A 15,342-nucleotide genomic window follows, 5' to 3' on the forward strand; every position below is an offset into this window, starting at 1 on the left:
ACGTGACTGAGCCCATTCTTGACGCTGCCCCTGCCATTGATTTCGACCTGAAGAGCCTGCCCAAGGTTTCCCTTCACGACCACTTGGACGGGGGACTCCGTCCGGCCACGATTATCGAGCTGGCGGAAGCCGTGGGGCACACCCTCCCCTCGACGGACCCGGTTGCCCTGGGGGAGTGGTTCCGCGAATCCGCCGACTCCGGGTCCCTGGTCCGCTACCTGGAAACCTTCGACCACACCGTGGCCGTAATGCAGACCTACGACGGCCTGTTCCGCGTGGCCAAGGAGTTCGTCGAAGACCTGGCGGATGACGGCGTGGTCTACGGCGAGGTCCGGTGGGCGCCGGAGCAGCACCTGCAGAAGGGGCTCAGCCTGGATGAAGCCGTGGAAGCGGTCCAGGACGGCCTGGAAGCCGGCGTCGAGGCCGTGTCGGAGAGCGGCCGGGAGATCCAGGTGGGCCAGCTGATCACCGCCATGCGCCACGCGGACCGCGGCCAGGAAATCGCCGAACTCGCCGTGCGCCACCGCAACCAGGGCGCAGTGGGCTTTGACATCGCAGGGGCGGAGGACGGCTTCCTGCCCAGCCGTTTCAAGGACGCGTTCACCTACCTGGCCCAGCACAACTTCCCCGCCACGGTGCACGCCGGCGAGGCTGCGGGGCTGGAGAGCATCCAGTCTGCACTGGTGGACGGCCGCGCCCTCCGCCTGGGGCACGGCGTCCGGATCGCCGAGGACATCATGGTGGAATTCGACGATGACGACGAGGCCGGCGACACCGTCGGCCTGGTCACCCTCGGCGACCTCTCCAGCTGGGTTCGTGACCGCGGCATCGCCCTGGAAATCTGCCCGTCCTCCAACCTCCAGACCGGAGCCATCGCCGAATTTGGCGAGGGTATCGAGAGCCACCCGCTGGACATGCTGTACCAGCTGGGTTTCAACGTCACCATCAACACCGACAACCGCCTGATGAGCGGCGTCACGCTGACGGACGAGTTCAACCTGCTGGTGGAGACGTTCGACTACGACCTTGACGACCTGCTGGAGCTGACCCTGAACGCGGCCGAGGCGTCCTTCCTGCCCTTGGAGGAGAAGGAAGCACTGGTGGAATACATCAACGACGCCTACGCCAACCTTGGCTGACCAGGATCCTCCCCCCGGCAGCTCCGCCACTGCGGAGCTGCTGGAAAAGATGGCCCAGCTGCGCGAGCACTGCCCCTGGATGGGTGCCCTGACGCACGCCTCGCTGGTGGAATACCTCCTCGAGGAGGCCTACGAGGTGGCTGAGACCATCGAGGAGGGCCACCCCGACGCCGAACTCCAGGGCGAGCTCGGTGACGTCCTGCTCCAGGTGGTGCTGCACGCCCGCCTTGCCGAGGAACGAGGCGCGTTCACGTTCGACGACGTCGCGCGCGGACTGGCTGCCAAAATGGTCCGCCGGAACCCCCACGTCTTCCGGCCCGACGGTTCCCTGCAGGACACCTTCCCCGCAACGGTGGCGGAAATCGAGCAGACGTGGGATGCGGTCAAACGTGCAGAGCGCCCGGAGCGGCGCCATGCCTTCGAAGGAGTCCCCGCTGCCCTCCCGGCGCTGGCCAAGGCGCAAAAATCCCTTGACCGGGCGGCCCGGGCAGGGCTCGGGCTGCCCGACGGGGTTCCCGTCCCCGAAAGCGAGGAAGAACTGGGAACCCTGCTGCTCGCCGTCGTGCGTTCGGCCCGGGACCGCGGCATGGACGCCGAGCGCGCCCTCCGTACCGCCGTACGCCGCTACCACGGCGACCAAGCGGCATCATGACGTCCGGGCCTTGACCGGTTTGAGTAACCCGGAGCACTCTCGACTACGCTAGTCCCTGACGAGTACGTCGAGTTTTCTGCCTGATTCCCCCCGTTAATCGCCCATAAGGAGCAAATTCATGGCGCTTATCGATGCCATCCACGCCCGCGAGATCCTTGATTCCCGCGGCAACCCCACTGTTGAAGTTGAAGTCCTGCTGTCCGACGGCCAGATCGGCCGCGCCGCAGTTCCCTCCGGTGCTTCCACCGGTGAGCACGAAGCCGTTGAACTGCGCGACGGCGACAAGGGCCGCTACCTCGGCAAGGGCGTGCAGAAGGCCGTCGACGCCGTGATCGACCAGATCGCCCCCGCCCTGACCGGCTTCGACGCCACCGACCAGCGCAGCATCGACCAGGCCATGCTGGACCTGGACGGCACCCCCAACAAGGGCAAACTCGGCGCCAACGCCATCCTGGGCGTCTCCCTGGCCGTCGCCAACGCTGCCGCAGCATCCGCCGACCTGCCCCTCTACAAGTACCTGGGCGGCCCGAACGCCCACGTCCTGCCCGTGCCGCTGATGAACATCCTCAACGGTGGGTCCCACGCCGACTCCGACGTCGACATCCAGGAATTCATGATCGCCCCCATCGGCGCCGAAACCTTCTCCGAGGGCCTGCGCTGGGGCGTTGAGGTGTACCACAACCTCAAGTCCGTCCTGAAGGAACAGGGCCTGTCCACCGGCCTGGGCGACGAGGGCGGCTTCGCCCCGAACCTGCCGTCCAACCGCGCGGCACTGGACCTGATCCAGGAAGCCATCAAGAACGCCGGCTACACCCCGGGCAAGGACATCGCCCTGGCCCTGGACGTCGCCTCCTCCGAGTTCTTCAAGGACGGTGCCTACCAGTTCGAAGGCAAGGCCCTGTCCGCCAGCGAGATGAGCGCCTACTACGCCGAACTCGTTGCCGACTACCCGCTGGTGTCCATCGAGGACCCGCTGGACGAGAACGACTGGGAAGGCTGGAAGACCCTCACCGACGCCATCGGCGACAAGGTCCAGCTGGTGGGCGATGACCTCTTCGTCACCAACCCGTCCATCCTGCAGCGCGGCATCGACACCAAGACGGCCAACTCCCTGCTGGTCAAGGTCAACCAGATCGGTTCCCTGACCGAGACCCTGGACGCCGTCAGCCTGGCCCAGCGCGCCGGCTATACCACCATCACCTCGCACCGCTCCGGTGAAACCGAGGACACCACCATCGCCGACATCGCGGTGGCCACCAACGCAGGCCAGATCAAGACCGGCGCACCTGCCCGCTCCGAGCGCGTTGCCAAGTACAACCAGCTGCTGCGCATCGAAGAGGAACTCGACGACGCCGCACGCTACGCCGGCCGCAGCGCGTTCCCGCGTTTCAAGGGCTAGTAACCGGCTAAACCCATCGGCGGTGGCTATGGTTGGAAGACCATAGCCACCGCTGTTGCTTTTCGCAGCAATGGTCCCAGCAGTGTTTGTCCAGCACAGATAGTGGCGGCCCAGGGAGGCTGCGTTTCAGGAGTGTCATGGCTACCCGCCGCCCCAAAGTTCCCAAGGTCGCCCCCGCCCGTCCGGCAAAGGATACGGCCGACGACGGTACCTCCGGCGGGGCCGAGGTCATCCGGGCGGATTTCCGTCCGGCCAAGGACACCGGCGCAGCAGGCGCGTCACCGGGACATGGCGCCGGCAGCCGCGGAACTGCAGGCCGCCCGGCCGGAAAGTCGGGGGAGCCAACCACGCCCAAGGCGTCCGCCGGACGCAAGGGCAGCAGCTCCATTGACGGCAAGGACGGCCGGGACAGCGATGGCGATCAGCACCCCGTCCCCGCCAAAGCGTTCTCCGGCCGCATGCTGGCCCTGGCCGTGGTGATGGTGGCCATCACCATCATGCTGGCGCCCACGGTGAAGATCTTCTTCGACAAAAAGGCCGAAATCGACGCGCTGAATGCCGATATCGCCGCACGCCAGGCCCAGGGGGATGCCCTCCGGCAGCAGGTTTCGCGGTGGCAGGACCCCAACTACGTCAAGCAGCAGGCCCGCGACCGCATTAACATGGTTATGCCGGGCGAAACCGGCTACTGGGTTTTTGGCAGCGATGAACCGGCCGGAGAGAGCAGTAGCCCCGCCGGCGCAACAGCACAAGACCCCGCCGATCTGCCGTGGGTGGATTCCCTGTGGGAGTCCATCAGGCGCGCGGCCACAGACTGAACCGCACAGGAAGGACGGCCCGCGACAATGGAACACAGCACGGAAGCCGCCCGGGACGAATCCCGCCAACCGACAGCACACGACCTTGACGTACTGAGCAGGCAGCTGGGACGTCCTGTCCGCGATGTCGTGGAAATTCCGGCACGGTGCGTCTGCGGCAACCCGCTCGTCGCCGCGACCGCCCCCCGTCTCAGCAACGGGACCCCGTTCCCCACCACGTTCTACCTGACCCATCCGGTGATCACCTCCGCGGTGTCCAGGCTGGAAGCCGCCGGCGTCATGAATGAGATGAATGACCAGCTCGCCGGGGACCCCGCCCTCGCTGCGGCTTACCGGTCGGCCCATGACGAATACCTGGCCGCCCGGAATGCGATCGGAGAGCGTTCCGGCATCGGCCCGGTGCCGGAAATCGACGGCGTCTCGGCCGGCGGCATGCCCGTACGCGTCAAGTGCCTGCACGTCCTCGTGGGCCACTCCCTGGCGTCCGGTCCCGGCGTCAACCCGCTCGGCGACCAGGCCCTTGGAATGATCAGCGAGTGGTGGACGGCGGACAAATGCTACTGCGACGGCGCCTGGGACACCACCGGGGCAGCGCCGTCCCGGGATCTCAGCCGCCACGGCCCCCAGGGCCTGCCGGACATCGTTGGCCGCCCCGCGCCCGTGCGAAAGCCTGCCCGCGACGCCGGGGTGGCGGAATGACGCGCGTGGCCGCCATCGACTGCGGCACCAACTCCATCCGGCTCCTGATCGCGGACATCGACCGGAGCAGCGGCAGTGCGGCCTTGACCGACGTCGTCCGGGAAATGCGCGTGGTCCGGCTGGGCCAGGGGGTGGACGCCACCGGCGAACTGGCTCCGGAAGCGCTGGAACGCACCTTTGCCGCCGCCGCAGACTATGCCCGCCTCATCCGTGAGCACGGCGCGGAACGCACCCGGTTCGTTGCGACCTCGGCAACCCGCGACGCACGCAACCGCGACGTCTTCGTAGACGGCATCCGGGACCTGCTGGGAGTTGAACCGGAGGTCATTTCCGGTGATGAGGAAGCGGCCTTGTCCTTCGCCGGCGCCAGCAGTGTGCTGCCCATCCTGGACGGCCACGAAGTCCTGGTGGTCGACCTCGGCGGCGGAAGCACCGAATTCGTCCTCGGCACCGCGGCCGGGGTCACGGCCGCCAAGTCCGTGGACATTGGCTGTGTCCGCCTCACGGAGCGGCACCTGCGCGATGATCCGCCCACCGCCGAACAGGTGGCGGCCGCCGAAGCCGACGTTGACGCAGCCCTGGCCCGCGCCGGACGCGACGTTCCGCTCGAACGCGCCACCGCCGTCGTCGGTGTGGCCGGGTCCGTCACCACCATCACTGCGCACGCCCTCCGCCTGCCCGAATATTCGCCGCAGGCCATCCACGGCGCTGAGCTGCCCATCGAGGTCGTCACGGCCGCGGCCGGTGACCTGCTCGAGATGACCCGCGCCCGGCGCGCGGACCTGCCGTACATGCATCCGGGCCGGGTGGATGTGATTGGCGCCGGGGGACTGGTATGGCGCCGCATCCTGGAACGGATGGGCACGCTGACCGGCGGCAGGATCACCTCCGCCACCGCGAGCGAGCACGACATCCTTGACGGCATCGCCCTGGGCATGGGCTAGCCGCATGCAGTCCACCCCAGCTCCGACCCCGCCTGCGCGCCGGGCCGCCGCGGCCCTTGTCGCTGTCCTGCTCGCAGCATGTTGCCTGTGCGCCGGCCTCTTTACCGCCCCGGCCGCCAAGGCCGACGATTGGCGCGACAAGGAATATTGGCTGGCAGATTCCGGCATCACCAAGGCCTGGGAGGTCTCCAAGGGCGCCGGAGTCAAGGTAGCCGTCATCGACAGCGGCATAGACGCCCAGCACCCGGACCTCAAAGGTGTGGTCACCGGCGGCCATGACGCGTCCGGATCCGGCCAGCCGGACGGCCAGAAAAGCGTCGGTTCCAAGCCCGAACACGGCACCTTGGTGGCCACCATGCTGGCAGGCCGCGGGCACCAGCCGGCCAGTCCCTCGCCCAGCCCCAGCCCCAGCCCCGGGCCCGCCGGCACGCCGCCGGACGGGATCATGGGCGTGGCGCCGGAAGCGCAGCTCCTTTCCGTTTCCACCTGGCTGGGTTCGCCGAACCCTTCCGGCAAGAGCGACCAGGACCAGATTCCAGAGGCCGTCCGCTGGGCCGTGGACAACGGTGCCAAGGTCATCAACATTTCGCTCGGCAGCACCACACCCCAATGGCCCCAAAGCTGGGATGCGGCGTTCCTGTATGCCGAACAAAAGGACGTGGTCATCGTGGCCGCGGCCGGCAACCGGGTAGGCGGCAACACCCAGGTGGGCGCTCCCGCAACCATTCCCGGTGTCCTCACCGTCGCCGGCCTGGACCGCAAGAACACCGCCAGCGTGGATGCTTCCTCGCAAGGGATCAGCATCGGGGTGGCCGCGCCTGCGGAGAACCTGGTGGGCGGGCTCCCCGGCGGGAGCTACGCGGAGTGGGCCGGAACGTCAGGGTCCACGCCGATCGTTGCCGGGGTGGCCGCCCTGATCCGGTCCAAATGGCCGGACATGAGTGCCGAGCAGGTCATTAACAGGATCGTCTCAACGGCGAAGGATGCCGGCGCCCCCGGAAAGGACCCGCTGTACGGCTACGGCATCCTCAACGCGGAGGCCGCCCTCAAGGCAGAGGTCCCGGAAGTGTCGGTGAACCCGCTGGGCACCATTGCCGAATGGATCCGGGTCCACCGGCGCGGCAACGCAGCACCGGCAACCCCGCTTCCCTCCGCCACCCCGGTGCCCAGCGCCGCGCCAACCCTGCCGGAGGCAACCGTCCCCGCCGCCAAGGCCCCCTCGCAGCGCGACAGTGCCATCGGCGCCGCCGTCGTGATTGGTTTCGCCGCCCTGTTCGTGGCCATCATCGCGGCAGCGGCCTTCCAGCTCAGGCGGGCATCCCGCAACCCGGCCCTGGCCAGGGAGGACCCGGACACAGGAGTGGTGGAACGGGTGGATCTGCCCCGGGAACGTCACGTTACGGACCAGCGACCAAGTTAGTGAAGATTTTCACAAACTGCGCTATCCTTAAACTATGGCAACCACCCCACAGCTCCAGGACCGTCCCAGGGTACTCGTCGTCGGCGGCGGGTACGTCGGCTTGTACGTAGCACTGAAACTGCAGAAGAAGATCGCGAATGCCGGTGGCATCGTCACCGTCGTTGATCCCCTGCCCTACATGACTTACCAGCCCTTCCTTCCCGAAGTGGCCGGCGGCAACATCGAAGCCCGCCACGCGGTGGTGTCCCACCGCCAGCACCTCAAGCAGACGGAACTGATCCAGGGCCGCGTCACCTCGATCGACCACGTCAACCGGACGGCTGTGGTGGCACCCGCCGACGGCGGCGAAAACTTTGAGGTTCCCTATTTCGACGTCGTCCTCGCAGCCGGCGCCATCACCCGCACGTTCCCCATCAAGGGCCTGGCGGACAAGGGCATCGGCCTGAAGACCATCGAAGAAGCCGTTGCCCTGCGCAACAAGCTGCTGGAGCGCATCGAAGTTGCCTCCACCATGACGGACCCCGCTGCTCGCGCCAAGGCCCTCACCTTCGTGGTGGTCGGCGGCGGCTTCGCCGGCATCGAGTGCATTACCGAAATGGAAGACCTCGCCCGCGCCGCCGTGCGCAACAACCCGCGCGTCAAGCAGGAGGAAATCCGCTTCGTCCTGGTTGAAGCCATGGGCCGCATCATGCCCGAGGTCACCGCCAAGCAGGCCGACTGGGTCGTGGAGCACCTCCGCAGCCGTGGCATCGAGGTCCTGCTGAACACGTCGCTGGACAGCGCCGAGGGCAGCCTGAAACTCATCAACCTGCCGGACAAGACGCCCGCGCAGGAATTCGAGGCCGACACCCTGGTGTGGACTGCAGGCGTGCAGGCCAACCCCATGGTCCGTTCCACCGACTTCCCGCTCGAGCCGCGCGGCCGCGTCCGCGTCCTGCCGGACCTGCGCATCGCCGGCGACGAAGGCATCGTGGAGAACGCCTGGGCAGCCGGTGACATCGCGGCTGTTCCGGACCTCACCGGGAAGGGCCTCCCGGACGGCACCTGCGTCCCGAACGCCCAGCACGCCCTCCGCCAGGCCAAGCGCCTCGCGAAGAACCTCTGGGCCTCGCGCTGGGAAAAGCCGCTGGGGGACTACAAGCACAAGAACCTCGGTGCCGTGGCCGGCTTCGGCGAATGGAAGGGTGTTGCCAACATCAATCTCCTGGGCCGGATCGGCCTCAAGGGCGGTCTTGCCTGGCTGGCACACCGCGGTTACCACGGCATGGCCATGCCCACCGTTGAGCGCAAGTTCCGCGTCATCCTGAACTGGATCATCAGCTTCTTTGCCGGCCGCGACACCACGCAGCTGCTGGACCTGGACAACCCGCGCGGCGCCTTCGTCGCGGCGGCCACCCCGGCTCCCAAGCCTGCGGCTGCACCCGCAGCCGTTCCTGCGTCCGGCTCCGGTTCATCCGCCACGACCGCTCCTAAGGAAACGGTGGCGGCAAACGCCAAGTAGCGCTTCAGCACGCCGACGGCGGCTGTCCCCCTTTCCGGGGACGGCCGCCGTCGGCGTTTCCCGGCAATACGCCGCCGGCAGGTACCATTGACCCGGCGCCCCAGTAGCCCAATTGGCAGAGGCAGCGGACTTAAAATCCGCGTGTTGTGGGTTCGAGTCCCACCTGGGGTACAACTGCCACGCACGGGGAACTGACGCCCCCACCATCGAAAGCCGCCTGCATTGCAGGCGGCTTTCGCCATTTAATTCCACATAGGCAACGACTGTTATAAGGCTGTGACCTCAGTCACTTAGATTCGCTGCCTTCCATGCACTAGCTTGAACCTAAATCAGGAATACCTGGTCCCATTTTCGGGCGCCGCAGCGCCCCATTGATCCGCACGCGCATCGCATGGCCCTGTTTCGGAAGGCAGACAAATGTACCGAAAGAAAGTCCTCACCTCGTTGGCAGCAGCAGCCACATTCAGCATGCTGCTGTCGGCCTGCGCCAACCAGGCGGGCCCCGGCACCACCGAAAGCTCCGGCTCCTCCAGCAAAGTGAACATCCCCGCCATTTCGAAGGTGGATGTTCCTTCCGGCGCGGTGAAGCCGGCCGGCGACGGCAAGGCAACCTGCCCGGCCACCACCACGCTGGCCTATGCCGGCGCTCAGACCGGCCCGAACGCACAGCTGGGCGTCAACATCTTCAACGGCATCCAGCTCGCCATCGACCAGCACAACAAGGCCAATCCGGGCTGCCAGGTCCAGTTCAAGAAGTTCGACACCGAAGGTGACCCGAACAAGGCCACCGGTCCGGTGACCCAGTTGGTGAGCGAGCCCGACATCCTTGGTGTCATCGGCCTGCCGTTCTCCGGCGAGTCCAAGGCAACCGGCAACATTTTCGAGCAGAAGGGCCTGGTCCACATCACCCCGTCGGCCACCAACCCCACGCTGACCGAAAACGGCTGGACCACTTTCTTCCGCGGCCTCGGCAACGACGCCGTCCAAGGCCCGGCCGCCGCGAAGTTCCTCACCGGCAAGCTCGGGGCCAAGAAGGTCTACCTGGTCCAGGATGACTCCGACTACGGCATCGGCCTGGGCACCTCCACCTCTGCAGGCCTGGGCAGCGCCCTGGCCGGCACGGAGAAGGTAACCACGGGGCAGAAGGACTTCTCCGCAGTCATTTCCAAGATCATGAACGCCAAGGCCGACGCCGTCTTCTACGCCGGCTACTACGCCGAAGGCGCACCGTTCGACCAGCAGCTGGTCGGAAAGGGATTCACCGGAACATTCGTGGCACCCGACGGTGTCAAGGATGACCAGTTCATCAAGCAGGCAGGCGATGCCTCGAACAACGCCTACTTCACCTGCCCCTGCCTCCCGGGTGAACTGATCCCGGACTTCGCATCCGCTTACAAGGACGTCTCCAAGGGCGCCGAGCCCGGTACGTACTCCATCGAAGGCTACGATGCCGCAACGGTGCTCCTGTCCGGCATCGACGCGGGCAAGCAGAGCCGCGCAGATCTGCTGTCGTGGGTGAAGTCCTACGACAAGGACGGCTTCAGCAAGCACTACAAGTGGGATGCCAAGGGCGAGCTCCAGGCTCCGACCGTCTACGGCTACAAGGTGGAAAACGGGAAGATCGTTCCGATCGGCCCCATCGGGGAGTAGCAAACCGGCGGGAATCGGCTGTGGGGGCCAGCACTGCAGGCCCCCACAGCCTTTTCTTCGCTTGGCAACAAACCCAGGACCAAGCTACGTCACTAGACATAAGTCCCTCGGCCGGGCCCACAAGGCCCCGTGCAACTGGATCAGGATGTTCCCATGCTTCCCTCTCTCGTCCCACTGCTCCCGACTGAAAATGACTGGATCACTTTCGATATACCGTCCCTGGCCCAGAATTTCTGGAGTGCCACCTTTGACGGCCTGACGTTCGGCGCCATCTACGCGCTGGTCGCCCTTGGCTACACCCTCGTGTACGGCGTCCTGAACTTGATTAACTTCGCACACTCTGAAGTGTTCATCGTTGGCTGCTACGCCGTCTTCTTCACCCTGAGCAGCCTGGGCTTCGGCCCGTCCGTTCCCCGCCTCGACATCTGGGCCATCATCCTGAACCTGCTGCTGGCCTTGGTCCTTGCCATGCTGGCCTCCGCAGTCACGGCCTTCCTGCTTGAGCGCATTGCCTATAAACCGCTCCGGCAACGCAACGCCCCGCGCCTGGTCTTCCTGATCACCGCCATTGGCGCCTCGTTCACCATCCAGTACCTCATCTACCTGTGGCGCGGTCCCAGCCCCGAACTTGCGCTGACAATGTTCCGGCCCACCCCCATCTTTGATGTCTTCGGCACCATCGTCGATTCCCAGCAGCTGGTGATCATCATCGCAGCCGTCATCATGATGGTCGGCATCGACCGTTTCATCAGCAAGTCCCGCACCGGCCGCGGCATCAGGGCAGTCGCCCAGGACCCGGACACCGCGACGTTGATGGGTGTCAACAAAGAGCGCATCATTATTACCACCTTCATCATCGGGGGCCTGCTCGCAGGAGCCGCAGCATTGTTCTACGTCATGAAAATCCCCTCCGGTGTCCAGTACAGCGGCGGATTCGTCCTCGGCATCAAGGCCTTCGCCGCAGCCGTGCTCGGGGGCATCGGCAACGTCCGCGGCGCCCTGCTGGGTGGACTGCTGCTCGGCTTGATCGGCAACTACGGCCAGATCCTGCTCGGAAACTCGCAGTGGACCGACGTCGTGGCCTTCGTGGTGCTGGTGCTCGTGCTGCTGCTGCGGCCCGAAGGCATCCTGGGCACGTCCCTTGGAAGGAGCAAAGCATGAGCATGACGGATGGACCCACGCCGCTGCAGACGGCGGCCGCCGCACAGGCTGCTGAGGACCGGGAAGCCTCGTCCAAGGCGGCCGGCAGGAGCGATCTGCGCCAGCGCGGGAAACGCAAGTCCGGGTACTTCTCCGACCGGTGGCACGCCCTGTCGCGCCAGCAGCAGTGGGCATTCCTGGTCATCGTCGTTGTCCTGGCCTACCTGCTCCCGCTGCTCAACCCGCCCATCATCACCACCGAGCCGGGCAACAATTTCGCCTTGGCATGCTTCGATATGGCACGGTTTGCCCTCATCGCGGTAGGCCTCAACGTGGTGGTGGGATACGCAGGCCTGCTGGACCTTGGGTATGTTGCCTTCTTCGCCGTTGGCTCATACTGTGCGGCGATGCTGACCAGCCCCGATTCACCCTTCCTGCACATCCCTTACCTGTGGACCATTCCGGTGGCCATGGCCGTGACAATGTTCTTCGGCGTGGTGCTGGGTGTCCCCACCCTCCGGCTTCGGGGCGACTACCTGGCCATCGTGACGCTTGGATTTGGTGAGATCGTCCGCATCCTGGCCACGATCATTCCCGCCATGAAGGGCCAGGTCGGTTTCCAGAACGTCGGCCATCCGCCCGGTACCGAAGCTGACGGTACGCCCATCTTCTCCAACTCGAACGGTGTGCCCTGGTACTGGCTGACCCTGACCATCATCATCATCGTCACCCTCCTGGTGGGCAACCTGGAGCGCAGCCGGGTTGGCCGCGCCTGGATCGCCATCCGCGAGGATGAGGACGCAGCTGAAATCATGGGTGTTCCCACCTTCAAGTACAAGGTGTGGGCATTTGCCATCGGCGCCGCGATCGGCGGCCTTTCCGGCGCGCTTTTTGCCGGGCAGGTGGGGTTCGTCAATAACCAGAAGTTCGACGTCACCACCTCAATCCTGTTCCTCGCTGCCGTCGTGCTCGGCGGGGCCGGCAACAAGGTCGGCGCCATCCTGGGTGGGGCCCTGGTCAGCTACATTCCGTTGAGGTTCACGGCCATCGCCGAGTACAAATACCTGATCTTTGGCATCGCCCTGGTCCTGATCATGATCTTCCGCTCGCAGGGGCTGCTCCCGGCACGGCAGCGCCTGCTCGCCTATGGCCGGACAGCTTTCAACAAGGTCACGGCCCGGGACACGCAAACCAAAGACACGGACAATCCAACAGCCGGCCCCGGGACCCGCACGGCCGGAGAGAGGGGAGCGGAGGCATGAGTTCCGAGGAACGGCAGGCCGGCTCCGGCAGCGTCGAGGAGCAGCCGGACAAGGGCAGCCCGGCAGTTGCAGCACCCGAAATGGACATCGAAGCCCTGGCCGAAGCCGGGGTGGACCAGGAACTGGCCGAGAAAGTGGCACAGGACCGCGATATCGCGGTTGCGGTGGGCGACAACATCGTGGAGGTCCAGAACCTCACCATCAAGTTCGGCGGCCTCGTGGCATTGGACAACGTCAGCTTCAACATCAAGCGCGGCGAGATCCTGGGGCTTATCGGTCCCAACGGCGCCGGCAAGACGACCTGCTTCAACGCCATGACCGGGGTCTACAAGCCCACCAGCGGGAAGGTGGTGTTGGAGGGCCAGGTCCTGAACGGCATCAAGCAGCATAAGATCACCCGCCTGGGCTTGTCCCGCACTTTCCAGAACATCCGGCTCTTCGGCGAAATGACGGCGTTGGAAAACGTGGTCGTGGGCCTGGACGCGCGGCACCGGACCAGCGTTGGCGGGGCCCTGCTGCGACTGCCCACCCACATCAAGGAGGAAAAGTCCGCCATCGAGCGCGGCATGGCACTGCTTGACTTCGTGGGCATCAGCAGCCACGCCCACGTCCTGTCCCGCCAGCTGCCTTACGGTTTCCAGCGCCGGCTGGAGATCGCCCGGGCACTGGCTACCGATCCGAAGGTACTCTGCCTCGACGAGCCGGCCGCCGGCTTCAACCCGGCCGAGAAAGAGGAGCTGATGGCGCTCATCCGCACCATCAGGGACGAGGGTTACACCGTACTGCTGATCGAGCACGACATGAAGCTCGTGATGGGTGTCACCGACCGGATCGTGGTGCTGGAGTTCGGGAAGAAGATCGCGGACGGACTGCCGCGCGAGATCCGCGAAGACCCGAGGGTCATTGCCGCCTACCTAGGAGAGCCCGAAGATGACGTTGCTTGAACTTGAGGACGTTTCCGTCCACTACGGCCGCATCCAGGCGCTGCGGAACATCTCCTTCACGGTGGAAGAAGGCGAAGTGGTGGCGCTGATCGGCGCCAACGGCGCCGGCAAGACCACCACCATGCGCACCATCTCCGGCCTGTTGAACTGCTCCGAGGGAAAGATCACCTTCGCGGGCCAGGACATCACCAAGATGAAGGCGCACATCCGGGTGGTGCACGGGATTTCGCAGGCGCCCGAGGGCCGTGGGATCTTCCCGGGCATGACGGTGATGGAAAACCTCGACATGGGCACCTTCGGGCGCAAGGACAGAAGCGGCGTATCCAAGGACCTGGACCGCGTCTTCGACTTGTTCCCGCGGCTGAAGGAACGCGAAAAGCAGTTCGGCGGAACCATGTCCGGGGGCGAGCAGCAGATGCTCGCCATCGGACGGGCCCTGATGTCCAACCCGAAGCTGCTCCTGCTGGACGAGCCGTCCATGGGGCTGGCACCGCAGTTCATCCGGCAGATCTTCAAGATCATCAAGGAGATCAACAACCAAGGCACCACCGTCCTGATGGTGGAGCAGAACGCCAACCAGGCCCTGGCGGGAGCGCACCGGGCCTTCGTCCTGGAGACCGGCGAGATCACGCACAGTGGCACCGGCAAGCAATTGCTGGAAGATCCCTCCATCAAAGAGGCCTACCTGGGCGTGGGATAGCTCCCCTGCGGGGCCCGGTTGTCCGGGAGGCAACGGTCACGGTTCGGTTGCAACCGGGCCCCGCGGGAACTTTCACCACGGCCTCCACGTGGGACTTGGTAGCGTAACAATCAGCTCATCACCCACACCCACATGGAGGAATTCCGCAATGGCACTTGGCGGCAACCCGATCTTCAACGGACAGAGTTTCCGTGGCGCCACCCAGGCACCGCCTGTCCCGCAGGCTCCGTACGGTGCTCCTTACGGCCAGGCGCCGTACGGTCAGCAGCCGTACGGCCAGCCGTCCTACGGCCAGCAGGGGTGGGGCACCCAATCCCAGGGCATGACGGACGAACAACTCCAGCAGATGTACAACCAGCCGTCTGCCGGCCCCGCCGACACCGGCAGGATGACGTTCGACGACGTCATCATGAAGACCGCGGCCTGCCTCGGCGCCGTGCTGGTAGGCGCAGCCATCACGCTGACCGTTGGCCTGGGGCTGGCCTCCCTGCTGATGATTGTCGGAGCCCTGGGCGGTTTCGTGCTGGCCCTGGTCAACACGTTCAAGAAGCAGCCCTCGCCCGCACTCATCCTCGCCTATGCCGCCCTGGAAGGACTCTTCCTTGGCGGCCTGACCCGGATCCTGGACACGCAGTACCCAGGTGTGGGCCTGCAGGCAGTCGTCGGCACGCTTTCGGTCTTCGCCGTAACCCTCCTGCTGTTCAAGAGTGGCAAGGTGCGTGCAACACCCAAGGCCATGCGCTTCTTCATGATCGCACTCGGCGGCTACGCCCTGTTCTCCATCGTCAACCTTGTCATGATGATGACCGGCCTGACGCAGGAGCCCTTCGGCCTGCGCAGCGGCATGATCGGCGTCGTCATCGGCCTGCTGGCGATTGGGCTTGCCGCCTTCTCGCTGGTCATGGACTTCACCAGCATCGAGGCCGGAGTCCGCAGTGGCGCTCCGCAGCGCTTCTCCTGGACGGCGGCCTTCGGCCTCACCGTCACGCTGGTCTGGCTGTACGTGGAAATCATCCGCCTGCTGGCCATCCTGCGCGGCGACGACTAGGCACCGGCGGCAACTGCCGCCGTCGT

14 protein-coding genes and 1 tRNA gene are annotated in these 15,342 nt (G+C 65.7%); all 15 read left to right on the plus strand.

The features are described 5' to 3' along the window. Positions 1 to 2 precede the first annotated feature (2 nt). The 15 genes from DFO47_RS14525 to DFO47_RS14595 all read left to right on the plus strand — a co-directional run bounded on the left by DFO47_RS14525 (position 3) and on the right by DFO47_RS14595 (position 15,316). Positions 3 to 1,139 (plus strand): adenosine deaminase, encoded by a 1,137-nt coding sequence (locus DFO47_RS14525; RefSeq protein ID WP_018761913.1) that lies wholly within the window; start codon positions 3 to 5, stop codon positions 1,137 to 1,139. Positions 1,140 to 1,218: 79 nt separating this feature from the next. Continuing rightward, positions 1,219 to 1,791 (plus strand): MazG nucleotide pyrophosphohydrolase domain-containing protein, encoded by a 573-nt coding sequence (locus DFO47_RS14530; RefSeq protein WP_081624148.1) that lies wholly within the window; start codon positions 1,219 to 1,221, stop codon positions 1,789 to 1,791. A gap of 118 nt (positions 1,792 to 1,909) precedes the next feature. Beyond that, positions 1,910 to 3,190 carry a phosphopyruvate hydratase gene (eno, locus tag DFO47_RS14535; RefSeq protein ID WP_018761911.1) on the plus strand — a complete coding sequence of 427 codons (1,281 nt, stop codon included), beginning with the start codon at positions 1,910 to 1,912 and terminating at the stop codon, positions 3,188 to 3,190. Positions 3,191 to 3,327: 137 nt separating this feature from the next. Further along, positions 3,328 to 4,008 carry a septum formation initiator family protein gene (locus DFO47_RS14540; protein ID WP_133832121.1) on the plus strand — a complete coding sequence of 227 codons (681 nt, stop codon included), beginning with the start codon at positions 3,328 to 3,330 and terminating at the stop codon, positions 4,006 to 4,008. A 27-nt stretch (positions 4,009 to 4,035) separates the two neighbouring features. After that, positions 4,036 to 4,707: a DUF501 domain-containing protein gene (locus tag DFO47_RS14545; protein WP_133832122.1), complete on the plus strand. Its 672-nt coding sequence runs from the start codon at positions 4,036 to 4,038 to the stop codon at positions 4,705 to 4,707. Continuing rightward, positions 4,704 to 5,651 (plus strand): Ppx/GppA phosphatase family protein, encoded by a 948-nt coding sequence (locus DFO47_RS14550; RefSeq protein ID WP_133832123.1) that lies wholly within the window; start codon positions 4,704 to 4,706, stop codon positions 5,649 to 5,651. Before DFO47_RS14545 ends, DFO47_RS14550 begins: the two co-directional genes overlap by 4 nt. Positions 5,652 to 5,655: 4 nt before the next feature. Further along, positions 5,656 to 7,071, plus strand: a complete 1,416-nt coding sequence (locus tag DFO47_RS14555; protein WP_133832124.1) for a S8 family serine peptidase — start codon at positions 5,656 to 5,658, stop codon at positions 7,069 to 7,071. A 34-nt stretch (positions 7,072 to 7,105) separates the two neighbouring features. Beyond that, positions 7,106 to 8,572 (plus strand): FAD-dependent oxidoreductase, encoded by a 1,467-nt coding sequence (locus tag DFO47_RS14560; protein WP_018761906.1) that lies wholly within the window; start codon positions 7,106 to 7,108, stop codon positions 8,570 to 8,572. Positions 8,573 to 8,669: 97 nt separating this feature from the next. Beyond that, a tRNA-Leu gene (locus tag DFO47_RS14565) sits at positions 8,670 to 8,743 on the plus strand. Positions 8,744 to 8,989: 246 nt separating this feature from the next. Next, entirely contained in the window at positions 8,990 to 10,222 is a 1,233-nt protein-coding gene (locus tag DFO47_RS14570) for a branched-chain amino acid ABC transporter substrate-binding protein (RefSeq protein WP_018761905.1), read from the plus strand. Between the two features lie 153 nt (positions 10,223 to 10,375). Continuing rightward, positions 10,376 to 11,383, plus strand: coding sequence for a branched-chain amino acid ABC transporter permease (locus DFO47_RS14575; RefSeq protein ID WP_018761904.1), 1,008 nt, complete (start codon positions 10,376 to 10,378; stop codon positions 11,381 to 11,383). Further along, positions 11,380 to 12,624 carry a branched-chain amino acid ABC transporter permease gene (locus DFO47_RS14580; protein ID WP_133832125.1) on the plus strand — a complete coding sequence of 415 codons (1,245 nt, stop codon included), beginning with the start codon at positions 11,380 to 11,382 and terminating at the stop codon, positions 12,622 to 12,624. The genes DFO47_RS14575 and DFO47_RS14580 overlap by 4 nt, the downstream gene beginning before the upstream one ends. Then, positions 12,621 to 13,568: an ABC transporter ATP-binding protein gene (locus DFO47_RS14585; RefSeq protein WP_133832126.1), complete on the plus strand. Its 948-nt coding sequence runs from the start codon at positions 12,621 to 12,623 to the stop codon at positions 13,566 to 13,568. The genes DFO47_RS14580 and DFO47_RS14585 overlap by 4 nt, the downstream gene beginning before the upstream one ends. After that, complete coding sequence (locus tag DFO47_RS14590; protein ID WP_018761901.1) at positions 13,555 to 14,268, plus strand: ABC transporter ATP-binding protein; 714 nt, start codon at positions 13,555 to 13,557, stop codon at positions 14,266 to 14,268. The genes DFO47_RS14585 and DFO47_RS14590 overlap by 14 nt, the downstream gene beginning before the upstream one ends. 148 nt (positions 14,269 to 14,416) lie before the next feature. Beyond that, the gene (locus tag DFO47_RS14595) at positions 14,417 to 15,316 is read left to right on the plus strand and encodes a Bax inhibitor-1/YccA family protein (RefSeq protein WP_133832127.1); all 900 of its coding nucleotides are present in this window, start codon (positions 14,417 to 14,419) and stop codon (positions 15,314 to 15,316) included. Positions 15,317 to 15,342 lie beyond the last annotated feature (26 nt).

The sequence above is a fragment of the Arthrobacter sp. AG258 genome (assembly GCF_004364695.1).
Taxonomy (GTDB): Bacteria; Actinomycetota; Actinomycetes; order Actinomycetales; family Micrococcaceae; genus Arthrobacter.

Excerpts from the sequence above, each read along its gene's own strand:
- DFO47_RS14545 (WP_133832122.1), top strand. The coding sequence starts at position 4,036 with ATGGAACACAGCACGGAAGCCGCCCGGGACGAATCCCGCCAACCGACA.
- eno (WP_018761911.1), top strand. The coding sequence starts at position 1,910 with ATGGCGCTTATCGATGCCATCCACGCCCGCGAGATCCTTGATTCCCGC.
- DFO47_RS14555 (WP_133832124.1), top strand. The coding sequence starts at position 5,656 with ATGCAGTCCACCCCAGCTCCGACCCCGCCTGCGCGCCGGGCCGCCGCG.
- DFO47_RS14540 (WP_133832121.1), top strand. The coding sequence starts at position 3,328 with ATGGCTACCCGCCGCCCCAAAGTTCCCAAGGTCGCCCCCGCCCGTCCG.
- DFO47_RS14585 (WP_133832126.1), top strand. The coding sequence starts at position 12,621 with ATGAGTTCCGAGGAACGGCAGGCCGGCTCCGGCAGCGTCGAGGAGCAG.
- DFO47_RS14595 (WP_133832127.1), top strand. The coding sequence starts at position 14,417 with ATGGCACTTGGCGGCAACCCGATCTTCAACGGACAGAGTTTCCGTGGC.
- DFO47_RS14570 (WP_018761905.1), top strand. The coding sequence starts at position 8,990 with ATGTACCGAAAGAAAGTCCTCACCTCGTTGGCAGCAGCAGCCACATTC.
- DFO47_RS14575 (WP_018761904.1), top strand. The coding sequence starts at position 10,376 with ATGCTTCCCTCTCTCGTCCCACTGCTCCCGACTGAAAATGACTGGATC.
- DFO47_RS14560 (WP_018761906.1), top strand. The coding sequence starts at position 7,106 with ATGGCAACCACCCCACAGCTCCAGGACCGTCCCAGGGTACTCGTCGTC.
- DFO47_RS14580 (WP_133832125.1), top strand. The coding sequence starts at position 11,380 with ATGAGCATGACGGATGGACCCACGCCGCTGCAGACGGCGGCCGCCGCA.
- DFO47_RS14530 (WP_081624148.1), top strand. The coding sequence starts at position 1,219 with ATGGGTGCCCTGACGCACGCCTCGCTGGTGGAATACCTCCTCGAGGAG.
- DFO47_RS14590 (WP_018761901.1), top strand. The coding sequence starts at position 13,555 with ATGACGTTGCTTGAACTTGAGGACGTTTCCGTCCACTACGGCCGCATC.
- DFO47_RS14550 (WP_133832123.1), top strand. The coding sequence starts at position 4,704 with ATGACGCGCGTGGCCGCCATCGACTGCGGCACCAACTCCATCCGGCTC.